This is a genomic window from Acinetobacter parvus DSM 16617 = CIP 108168, assembly GCF_000368025.1.
GTDB lineage: Bacteria > Pseudomonadota > Gammaproteobacteria > Pseudomonadales > Moraxellaceae > Acinetobacter > Acinetobacter parvus.
In genome coordinates, this window is record NZ_KB849211.1 from 189184 (window position 1) to 200702 (window position 11519).

Below are 11519 nucleotides of genomic sequence, written 5' to 3' on the forward strand. Positions count from 1 at the left end.
GCTTAAAAGACTGATATATCATTTATGAGACATAACCTCTCAATTCATTTATTTTCATGCGGATAGAAACAAAAAAGCCGTCAACCATGACGACTTTTTTGTGTTCATCGTGAAAATCTAAAGTTATAGCTCACGCACAACTACGCTTTTTGCGATTTTGTCATGCCAACCTTGTTTTTTGCTATCGAATGCAATCCAGATAAAACCCAGAAAGAAAACCAGCGTAGATGGGAAATAACCGATATAACGAAGAATGGCTTGCCCAACCGTCAGGTTTTCACCTGTTTTTTCATCCAGTACCTTTAAACGTAACAACCGTTTTCCAGGTGTTCCTGCAAATTTTACCCAGCATACAATATAAAAAACTGCACCAATAATCTGGCCAAGCCAATCTGACCATGTCCAGCCTGTAAAACCACTTGCAGCATTTGGTGCGATAATCATCATAATCGGAATTAAAGCAACGATCAGGATAATCGAGTCAATAATTGAAGCTAATAGACGTATCCAAAAACCTGCATATTCGTATGTATGTGACATTTTCCCCTCTCATTTTATTTCTATAAGAATCAATATTTATATATGATATGTGCCTAAGCATATCATTTATACAATATTTTGTTTTAATTCACGATCAAAGAAATCAATCGTACGTTGCCAAACTACCTTTGCTTCAGGTAGGCCCCGACTGACACTGCGGAAACCATGTGGCATGTTATAGGTATAGGCTTCAACCCGATCACCCAGTTCCTGAATCAATTTGTTGCGCTTGGTTGCTGGACAGAATGGATCAACGTTTGACCAATGTCCCTGCAAAATGCGAATGTTATCCAGAGGTTCTTTTTTCGGTACACCCGCACCTTGAATACCCAGTGAATGATGATAAACCACAGGTGCCAGCATATCCTCACGCTTGGCCATCTGAATCACATAACCCCCTGTTAAACACTGCCCTAACATGCCTAACCGACCATTCGATCTTGGGTCTGCTTTTAATGCATCGAGTAAAACATGAATTTCCTGATTAACTTCACTGTCGGCTGCATTAATACGTCCTGCCTTACTCACCATGGCACGAATACAATATTTGACTGCACCACCACTAAATAAATTAGGCACATAAACCAAATAGCCCCGATCAGCCAAGTCTTGGGCATCTTCACGGTAAACATCGAGAATGCCGAATAACTCATGCAGCAGTAATATGGCTGGTGCTTTTTCGGAGCTTGATGCAGATGCATACACTTCAACTTCAATTTGACGTGTCGGTAATGTGATTGTTTTTATTTCCATTTCAGCTATCCATTTTTTTAAATCGCTTTTATATCATTTTTGACAATATTAATTGTCAAATAAAAAAGGGCATCAATAGATGCCCCAGCTAAGATTAGAGTGAATTTTTAAAATTTCAGTATACCATTAGCAGTTAATATTTTCGTTGGATCAGCTTGTTGAGAAAGTTTTACATCTTTAAATGTTAATGTACGGTTTGCTGTGTCCAAACTTAATCCAGGGCATACAGAAGTTTCCGAAGCATATGTTCCACATTGATACCAAGTTATTGAACCTAGTACAAATGAGATATAAGTAGCACTCGCATTAGCTTTGGTAATCGTTATACCATCCTCTAGTGGTGGATTTGCTTTATGGGCGAACTGTACATTTACAGTTTGATTAGATGCGTTAAACTGCCCAACTCTTGGTGTCGCCCATACAGTTGAGTTATGTTCGAATATCAATGGCGAAGCTAATCCAGTAATGGTGATACAACCCCATTGATTGGTACTATTTGCACAGCTTGTAGCAGGTGTTGGTGTAGTCGACTGACTGTTATAAATGCATCAACAGACTATTATTTTTAACTGTTAGATCTTGCGTTGTCCCACTGACTGCTTTTAATACAGTATTATTAAAATAGAAGCTTTTTGCAGGTTTTGAATTGATCTGTCCATCTTTTACGGTAACACCATTACAGGCAGGATTTGTTCCCACACCACATGCCCACGCATATTGATTATTTTCAACCTGAACAGTTTTTACGACTGTATTTTCAACCGTGATTTTTACATTTTCTTTTTTATCAGCATTAAAAAATGTATAAATATCAGGTGATTTAATTACAACCGAACTCACCTTACTAAAGCTACAGAAATCATGCGGGGCATTCTTAAAGCCAAGCTTATCATCCGCACCATTTGATTCACAAAGTTGTGGAGAGGCTGTGGTCTTTTCACCATAAAAACCTGTAAAATCTGCACTTTCCGCAGAATATTTACCTGCATTCTCTTTAAATAGGGTCACATATCCCTTGTCAGTAATTACATAATAATTTGTCCCATTTTGCTGAACGTTTGCACCGCAAACTTCTGCAATGGTTGCAGTTGTGCCTTTTGCAATAACTTTTCCTGTCGCTGCATCCAGATTCAAGACCACTGTACCTTTATCACTGTAATCACCGCTATAGCTCGTCAAATCACTGAGTTTGCCTACAGGTAGTTTCTTGCTGGCACAGGTTTCTGTTACTGGGGCAGGAGTTACAGGAACGAAATCAGGAACTGCTGCCACATCTCCTGCTTTTACTTTCTCAATCAGGGCAGCGTAGTCTTTAATTGTTGCTTGATTGGCAGCCAATGATGCCGCAAAAGCATCCAGAGCCTTATCAAATGCATCATCAATTGCAAATTTAGTTGTTAATAGGTCAAAGTTTTCTGGTAATACATAACCATCTGCTCTGAGTTGTTTAGTTAAATTATCTACCGCAGTTTTAAGTGTGGTTTCTAAAATCGGTTGATAGGTTTTAAACCAGTCACTTGGCGTTTGTGAGCTTGCCAAAGCCAGAGCAAGATCAGTAAATGGCGTGATATTGACATTACCCGCTTTTGCAGCGTAACCATGCAAGGTTTGGGTATCTGATGCTTTCACTTCCAATGCACAAGGTAGTTTAGTGCTATCCACCTGGCCTGACCATTCCCCCTGTTCATTGGTTTTAACCTCATTTTTAAACCCAGTGCCATCTTTACAACTCGCTGTGACACTGGCATTTTTAATCGCTGCCCCAACAGCTGCTGTTCCAGCTAAATTACTGTAGGTTGTGGTCGGTGTTGGAGATGTATTACTGTGCTGATCATCGTCATCATGACATGCTGTAAGTAAAACACTGGCAGCAATACAAGCACTCAATAAACTTTTTTTTAACATACGAACCCCATTCGTTATTTCATCCCTTTCGTGATGACAGTAACGTTTTTAGGGTTTTCTGCGTATCCCCAGTTCAGGGGGGGATAGCCTAAAATCTATTTTGACTTCAAAAACTTGTTTACAATGTGAATATTCAATGAGTTGTGATACTTCTTCATACACGCTAAGGTATAGGCTGTATTTATATCATTATGAGTTATTGCCATGTCACCTCATCATGCCTACCCACTTTCAGTCAGTGAACAGGATTATCTTGATGGCGAATTGCTAACTGATATTAAACATGAATATATTCATGGCGAAGTCTATGCAATGGCTGGGGCAAAAGCGGCGCATAACAGAATTACCCTCAACATTTCCTCTGCATTACACCAACACTTAAAGGGAAAAACCTGCCAGCCTTATAGCGGAGATATGAAAGTTAAAGTAGATAGCTGTTATTTCTATCCTGATGTACTGGTTGATTGTTCAGATTTAGCAGATGACAGTGTTTTTACAGAAACACCGACCATTATTGTTGAGGTATTGTCTAAATCCACGCGCCAGATTGACCGTGTGATCAAACGTGAAAAGTATCTACAGATTCCGACCCTACAGGAATATATCCTGATTGAACAGGGTATTGCCGAGATTGAAGTAGTATGTCGTAGTCAAAACTGGCAATCTCATTTCTACTATTTGGGAGATCACATTACACTGAACTCAATTGGTTTAAGCATTTCAGTTGAAGATATTTATGACCGTGTCAAAAATGAAGATGTCGTGACATGGCTAGAGAAGAAAGCCCTAGCAGAACAAAACCTCTCAAATTAAACCATATTGCTGTGCCAGCAGTGCCGCTTCAGCACGGGAGGAGATATGCAATTTCTGATAAATTGTCTTGATATAGCCATTTATGGTATGGCCAGATAATTTTAATTCGTAGGCGATTTCAGCCACCTGATGCCCCTTGGCAATATAAACAAGCACCTGTTTTTCCCGATTGGTTAAAGTCAGCGACTGTATGGCCTGTTGCTTTTGCTGCTTAAGCTGTTCATGTGTTTTGACATAATTGAGTAGTTTCTGCGTCATGCTTGGGGAAAAGGCATGGATTCCAGCAATCAGGTTTTTCAAATGCTGCTGAAATATAGTGGGTTCAAGGTCTTTCAGCAAGTACCCTTTTGCACCATGACAAATGGCCTCAAACAGATATTGGTCATCTTCAAAAATTGTTACCACCACACTCAGGGTATTGACAGAATGTTGTGCCAGCCAGTCAATCACCTCTGTTCCCTTTCCATCAGGCAAGGAAAGATCAATCAAGGCCAGATCATAATGTTGTGACAATAATGACTGCTTTGCTTCCTTTACACTATAAACCTGCTGGATACGAATGCCTGCAAAGGTTTCAAGTAACATCTGTTTGATCCATGCATTGACTTCCAGTATATCTTCTAAAATCAATGCCGTTCGAATCATGTTTATACCCATTTATATATTGACCATCCATTGCTTTTTGCCAAAGTCGCTATAATGGGAAGATCAACTCAACCCTTGAACCTTTTACCTCTGGCAGACTTTGGAAATGCAAGGTTGCTGAAAGTTCAGTTGCACGTTCCCTCAGGTTTTTAAGCCCATTCCCCTCAGACTGATTAGTTTCACCATCAAAACCATTACCATCATCACAAATGACAGAAACCAGTTGTGAATCAACCAAGCTAATCTCAATGATTACACTCTGGGCATTGGCATACTTCATTATATTACTGATGATTTCCCGAAGCACAGAAATATAATGCCTGTATTGTGCATAACTTAAGGTGATGGGTACATCTCCAAGATTTTGTTGCCAATTCAGTTCTATCCCACAACTTTGCAGGCGGGTCACAACCTCATGCTCAAACTCCTACAAAACCATATTTAACTCAACACCCGTACCCAACAGACCATTGACGATGGTACGCATTTCAGCAATCGCCTGACGAATGGCCTGCTTGGCTTGATCCACATCGTTCTGATACAGACCTGATAATAGTTTTGCCCCCAGGTCATCGTGCAAGTCGCGGGCGATACGGTGTCTTTCCTCACGCACACCATTGTCATAGGCAACCCGACTCTCGACTGCCTGAGCTAAAAACGGTAATAAATTCTGAACCAGTTGCTGGTCATAGGCATTAAACAAACGGCGGCCTTGCTGCGGATAGCTGAGACGCATCGCTGCCAGTCCTGCCACCTGTGGGGTATACATCACCAGTCCATTATCTTCAATTTGGCTATTATTTTCGTGTTCACTTATTTCAAGGTTTAATGGCTGAAACAGGTCATTCAACAAGGCTTTCCACTGTAACTGGCGTTCCTGCTCATTCACCGCAAAGCTGACCTGCAAGATTCGCTCAAACAGTTCGCTGTCGGATAATTTTTTACGTTGTAACAGCCGTGCCTGTAGCCAGCCACGGACAGGCAGCCAAATCAGACCACAGATCAGGATAGCCAGACTGAGTGACATAAGTGGGCTTAACATCATCACCAGAAAGGCATCCAGCAACACCAGTAAAATCGCTCCTGCCAGCCAGTACAGAATTCCGAATGCCCAACGGTCCAGACTAAATAACTGATAGCGTTTTAAGCCAATCGCAATACCAATGGTCACAAACAGGAAGAAACCGAACGAATAGGCTTGTGACATATTCAGCTGAATATCAAGTAGCTGGGTGCTCTGAACCAAAAATACAAATGCGCCGCTACTAACCAGAATCCATAAGGCAAACCAGCGCAATGCCACTTTTGCCCGTGGATCATGTCGGTTTGCCCGCCATTGCCAAACCATACATAAAATTGCGCTCAGCATTTGTAAGGTAACGGGTAAGTCTCCCCCCATGCTTGGTTCAGGTAATAGAAATAAGGTATCGAGCAACCACCAACCAGAGAAAAATATCGGTATTGCCCACAACCATTGGGTTCTGATCAACTGCTTTGGGTACACCAGGAATAGACTGATTAATGCACAGCCATATAGCAATGCACCACCCGTATTGATTGCGACCAGTACCCGAAATAATTCGGCATTTAAAGCCAGATCACGGGTGCTATAGATGGCTGCGGAAAAGGCGAATACTGGATAGGCCGCATTGAGTAAGGCAAAAACACGCGGGGCGATTTCATTGGGACGCAATGCCCAAATCCAACAGCCGAGTAAAAACCCAATCGAACTGACAGCAAGCTGAAACCAGAACTCAAAAGGTAAATCCCGAAGTGTTCGTTTAGGCTGAATATTGACAGGATATGGCGTTGAGCTTGAATGATCGCCTGACTGCAAAAATATGTGCTGATGCTGGCTCATCAGTTGATGAACTTGGCTCTGCTTGATAAAAAATTGCTGCATCTCAGGATAGGTTGCAACAAAATGGGGATCTTCAGTAAAGTCATTTGCGTTTAGCTGTATTCGGTTCTGCCCACCTGCTGATGAAATCGCAACTGAATCCACATCCTGTAATATCAATCGCTCCCCGTCAAATACCGAAATTTTTTGGCGTTCTTTGACTTCAAAGCGTAAATGGCTACTGGGCTGATTTACCGCACAATAGATGACCGCAATAAGGGCCAACGACAATCCTAAAATGGCATAAAACAACCGATCCGCTGGTGTTTTGCGACGCAAAGCCATGTATCACCACAATATGAGTATCCTTTCTGTGAGCTAATGATAATCCAGAACATATAAAAAAGGATGCTGTGACAGCATCCTTTCTGACGAAAATAATGTGTTATTCAATGTTTAGCATACTGCTCAAGGTTTCAGATACATTCTTAGATTTCACTTTCGGTTGCAACGCCTTCAATGCCTGCTGTACCTGACTGCGTTGTGGCTCAGCCAAAGTGTACCAGCGAGAAAGTACCTGTAATAAACGGGAACCTAAAATTGGGTTTTTCTCATCCAAATAAGCGGCAAGCTCAATAAAATGATCGACACCAAAGCTCCACGTATTCACTGGGTTATTTGACAAACCGCCACTCACTGCACGGATACGATTCGGTGTTCCCAAATCATAATCTACATGCTGGGTCAAATATTTGATGGTTTCTTCAGTCGCATTCGGATTGGATGCTTGAATGCTAAACCACTGATCCAGCGACAAGGCTTCATCCTTAAAACGATTATAGAAGTCATCCAAAACATCTTGAGCCTGTGGTGCATCATTGCAGACCAGCACACGCAATGCCCCCAAACGTTCAGACATATTGCCCGTGTTTTGATACTGCGCATAAGCCAAATCAAATACCGACTCATCGCCCTGACGTGCCAGCATATTTAGCATGATATTTTTAAGCGCCCGCACCCCCATCGCCAAAGAAAACTCTTTTTGCATCTCTGGGTCTAAAGATAGATAGGTGTCTTTCCAGAATGAACCCAACTCACGAGCCAACCGATCCAACACTGCTTCGCGTTTCTCACGAATCAATTCAGGCTCATAGTCTTGATCAATACGACTACCTAAATAGTTTTCACTTGGTACATCAAACAGGCGTGAAGCAAGCAAAGGATCTTTATTGACCAATTCAGGCAAGGTATTTTTAATCGCCTGAATATAGGCATCGACCTTATGCTCTTCTAAAAGAATACGTTCCAGCAAGTTTTGTGTGGCTTGCCATTGGTTAAAACCGTTGGTTTCATGCTGAATCAGGAAAGCAAGATCTTCATCTGAATAGTCAAACACCAGATTGACAGGTGCAGAGAAATTACGCAATAACGATGCAACAGGTTGTGTAGTCACACCTGTAAATTCAATACTCGCCTCATCCTGATCAAATAAATACACCCCATCTTTAACATCATCCACAAACAGATCAGGGCTATGCAAAGTATATTGCTCACCTGTATTGGCATTAAATAAAGCCAAGGCCACAGGAATTGGCACTGCTTTTAAATTTGGATATTTAGGATGTGCTTTTAGGCTTTGTTTGAAGCTTAAACGATAGGTCTGTGCAACCGCATCATATTCACCTCTGGCTTCCAGTTTTGGTGTACCTGGCTGGTTATACCATGTTAAGAAATTGGTTAAATCCACATCTGACCCTGCGCTTAATGCGGCAACCCAGTCTTCCACCGTCACCGCCTGACCATCATGACGACGAAAATATTCGTCCGTTCCTTTACGGTATTTTTCCTTGCCCAGCAAAGTCGCCATCATGCGGTTAATTTCTGCACCTTTTTCATAAACCGTTGCAGTATAGAAATTATTGATTTCAACAAAATGATCTGGACGTGGTGGATGTGATAATGGACCTGCATCTTCAGGAAATTGATGTGACTTCAACACCGCTACATCATCAATACGTTGGACTGCCGCAGACTGTAAATCCTCAGAGAAAGACTGGTCACGGAAAACTGTCAAACCTTCCTTTAGACACAACTGGAACCAGTCACGGCAGGTAATACGGTTGCCTGTCCAGTTATGGAAATATTCATGGGCAATCACCGACTGCACTCGCATAATGGCTGCATCAGTGGTGTATTCCTCATCAGCAAGCACACAAGACGTATTAAAGATATTTAAACCTTTATTTTCCATTGCGCCCATATTGAACTGGCTCACTGCCACAATCATGTAGTTATCGAGATCATACGGGCGACCATAGTGTTCTTCGTCCCAGCGCATTGAATGCTTTAGTGCTTCCATCGCGATATGGCATTTTGGAATATCTTTTTCAATCGCATAAATTTCCAGAGCAACATCACGTCCCTCAGACGTGGTATAGCGATCTTTCAGTACCGCTAAATCACCAATCACACAGGCAAATAAATAGCTTGGCTTCTTGGTCGGGTCTTGCCAGATGGCAAAATGGCGCCCCTCTCCCACTTCACCTGTTTCCAATAAGTTACCATTTGCAAGTAATACTGGATATTTTTTATCCGCTTCAACACGGGTGGTAAACTCCGCCAACACATCTGGACGGTCTGGATAGAATGTAATTTTACGGAAACCTTCGGGCTCATTCTGAGTCACGAATAAATCACCCGCTTTGTATAAACCTTCCAGTTGCGTATTTGACTCAGGGTGAATCACCACTTGAATTTTCAAAATGACCTGATCTGGTGCATCGGTGATCACCAACTGCTCACTGTCCAGTTGATATTGACCAGCATTCAACAACTGTCCATTCATTTGAATGGATTGTAACTCCAGATCACGACCCAACAATACCAGCTCACCCGCTGCCTGACGTTTCATAACCAATGTTGAATCAACAATGGTGTGATCATCATAGACCTGAATGTCCAAATGAATCGACTCAACCAGAAAAGCGGGTTTTTGATAATCTTTTAAATAAATGGTTTGATCTGCCTGTACAGGAGGTCGTGCCGCAATGTTCATCAGTATTCCTTATCTTTGGTCATGTCTTTTTGATGGTCTTGTTGGCAAGACTCGTAATGACTTGATCATACGCCAACTGATACCGCCTGTCTTTAAGACCCCGTATGAGTTTTAACAATTTTATTGAGCTAAACTCTGTCATTTTCAAATCAAATTGAGTCAATATGCTGATAGTTTAGACAAAATTACAACATAGGTTTCTATTCTTAAATAAAAACTACATAAGCAATTGCATTTCATCGCTCAATTTACATTTTTTTCCAGACTTTTACATTTTGTGCATGGTTATTGCTTAATGATATATGCCAATGTAGGTATATAAAATAACAAGCGAGGGCTACTGTTATGGAATTAAAAGCACATTTGTATCGTCTAGAAAATATTAAGGCAATCCATGATCTTGCTGCCGCGGGCATTGATCATCATGTGATTTCAGTATTCTTATCAGCGGAGGGTATTGATCTTAGCGCCTTAGAAGTTACCAATATCGTGAATACCTATGATGTGCTTGGAAAAGAAAAAGTACCAAGCAAAAAAGTGCAGGCACTCATTGCCGCGAAAAAAATCGGTGAGGAAGACGAAAATCTACCGTGCCCCGTTTAGTTGACCCAATAAAAAACCTCGAATCCCAATGGTTCGAGGTTTTTTTAAATAAGATTAAGGGTTTGCCTTATCTGTACGAATCCAGACTACGGTACGACCCAATGCAGACACCCCCATATAACCACGCATGCGCAGGCGTTTACCTTCACCAGTCACCACAGCCTTACCTTTATAAATTCTCCCAGATGTAGGTTCCAGTACTCGACCATCAATATAAGCATTTGCCTTATTTGGATCTTCCCTAAATCCAGATAAAATCTCCAAACCCAGAATGGGTTTATTAGTATAAGGTGCTGGACATTTGGTGCAGTTGGTCAGTGCAATACCATGCGAGTTCGGATAACGATAAACGATTTTTCCATGATATCTGCCATCGTTTCCTTTACGGATTTCAACAATTGACAGTTGTTCACCTGTACGTTCTTCAATACTTTTCCAGTAACCTTCGATAGAGGCTGCAAAAGTTGTTAGGCTTGCGCAAGCAATAGAGCATCCCACGATGCCTTTTATGAACACACGATTTAGCATAATTAATCCCGTCATTTAAAAAGAAACACATTTATCTTTATACAACCAATTTTATATAACTTATCACATTTTTAAATCAACTCACTTTGACGCCCCAGTTCGAAGTTTTATGGATTTGCATGTTCCGTCCGAATCCAGACCACGGTACGCCCCAAAACAGAGATTCCCATATAACCACGCATACGTATACGCTTGCCATCAGCACTGAGTTGTGCCTTACCTTCATAGATATTTCCTGTTTTAGGCTCTAAAACACGACCGTCAATATAGTGATTTGGGTTCTTTGGGTCTTCTTTTAACCCCTAGGCGATCTGAAGACCCAGAATGGGTTTATTTTTGAAAACTTCAGGGCACTTAACACAGTTGGTCAGTATATTCTCACCACCTAGAACAGAATAACGGTAGACAATGGTTGCTGTATAAGTCGTATCAGGTTTCTTTTTTATTTCGACAAATGAAAGCTGCTCGCCTGTACGGTCGTCAATGCTTTTCCAATACCTTTCAGGTGTTACAGCAAAAGCACCAGTTGAGAACACCGCCAAAGAAATTCCCATGATTCCATTCATGAGTGAGTTTTTTTGCATAAAACGCTCCATAATGCAAAACAGGTCCATCTCATTTATATATATCTATTCTAATGTTTGAAGACAGTCAACAAGGTAAATGTATATTTGACTGTCTAAAATGAGAGTGAATTTTAACTGGTTCACATATTTAAAAATAAACCACTAGGACGACGCACTATCCGTCCTAGTCCATACCACTGTACGACCTAAAGCAGAAATCCCAACATAACCATGCTTGACATCCTCCCCGACCTAAAGGACGGGGATTCCT

Annotated in this window: 10 protein-coding genes and 1 pseudogene; 2 read left to right on the plus strand and 9 right to left on the minus strand. The window is 41.4% G+C overall.

The features are described 5' to 3' along the window. Window positions 1–123: 123 nt before the first annotated feature. The 3 genes from F988_RS03080 to F988_RS03095 form a co-directional block, all read right to left on the minus strand. Entirely contained in the window at window positions 124–540 is a 417-nt protein-coding gene (locus F988_RS03080; RefSeq protein ID WP_004680975.1) for an RDD family protein, read from the minus strand. Window positions 541–606: 66 nt separating this feature from the next. Then, entirely contained in the window at window positions 607–1293 is a 687-nt protein-coding gene (locus F988_RS03085; RefSeq protein ID WP_004680976.1) for a dienelactone hydrolase family protein, read from the minus strand. Window positions 1294–1830: 537 nt separating this feature from the next. Next, window positions 1831–3198 carry a hypothetical protein gene (locus tag F988_RS03095; RefSeq protein WP_004680977.1) on the minus strand — a complete coding sequence of 456 codons (1368 nt, stop codon included), beginning with the start codon at window positions 3196–3198 and terminating at the stop codon, window positions 1831–1833. A 204-nt stretch (window positions 3199–3402) separates the two neighbouring features. On the opposite strand from F988_RS03095, the gene F988_RS03100 reads away from it, so the two are divergent. Further along, window positions 3403–4011, plus strand: a complete 609-nt coding sequence (locus F988_RS03100) for a Uma2 family endonuclease (protein WP_004677877.1) — start codon at window positions 3403–3405, stop codon at window positions 4009–4011. Here F988_RS03100 and F988_RS03105 read toward each other — a convergent pair. The 4 genes from F988_RS03105 to pepN all read right to left on the minus strand — a co-directional run bounded on the left by F988_RS03105 (window position 4003) and on the right by pepN (window position 9551). Next, window positions 4003–4656 (minus strand): response regulator transcription factor, encoded by a 654-nt coding sequence (locus tag F988_RS03105; protein WP_004758257.1) that lies wholly within the window; start codon window positions 4654–4656, stop codon window positions 4003–4005. The two genes, F988_RS03100 and F988_RS03105, sit on opposite strands and share 9 nt — an antisense overlap. 49 nt (window positions 4657–4705) lie before the next feature. Further along, window positions 4706–5065 (minus strand): sensor histidine kinase, encoded by a 360-nt coding sequence (locus tag F988_RS03110; protein WP_004680981.1) that lies wholly within the window; start codon window positions 5063–5065, stop codon window positions 4706–4708. An 18-nt stretch (window positions 5066–5083) separates the two neighbouring features. After that, window positions 5084–6841 (minus strand): sensor histidine kinase, encoded by a 1758-nt coding sequence (locus F988_RS03115; RefSeq protein WP_004680982.1) that lies wholly within the window; start codon window positions 6839–6841, stop codon window positions 5084–5086. Window positions 6842–6941: 100 nt separating this feature from the next. Further along, window positions 6942–9551 carry an aminopeptidase N gene (gene pepN, locus F988_RS03120; protein WP_004680983.1) on the minus strand — a complete coding sequence of 870 codons (2610 nt, stop codon included), beginning with the start codon at window positions 9549–9551 and terminating at the stop codon, window positions 6942–6944. 345 nt (window positions 9552–9896) lie between these two features. On the opposite strand from pepN, the gene F988_RS03125 reads away from it, so the two are divergent. Beyond that, window positions 9897–10154 carry a hypothetical protein gene (locus F988_RS03125; RefSeq protein WP_004680984.1) on the plus strand — a complete coding sequence of 86 codons (258 nt, stop codon included), beginning with the start codon at window positions 9897–9899 and terminating at the stop codon, window positions 10152–10154. Between the two features lie 54 nt (window positions 10155–10208). Here F988_RS03125 and F988_RS03130 read toward each other — a convergent pair whose 3' ends face one another. Continuing rightward, window positions 10209–10682 carry a DUF2147 domain-containing protein gene (locus tag F988_RS03130; RefSeq protein WP_004680985.1) on the minus strand — a complete coding sequence of 158 codons (474 nt, stop codon included), beginning with the start codon at window positions 10680–10682 and terminating at the stop codon, window positions 10209–10211. Window positions 10683–10789: 107 nt separating this feature from the next. After that, window positions 10790–11266, minus strand: a pseudogene (locus F988_RS14300) (DUF2147 domain-containing protein). Window positions 11267–11519 lie beyond the last annotated feature (253 nt).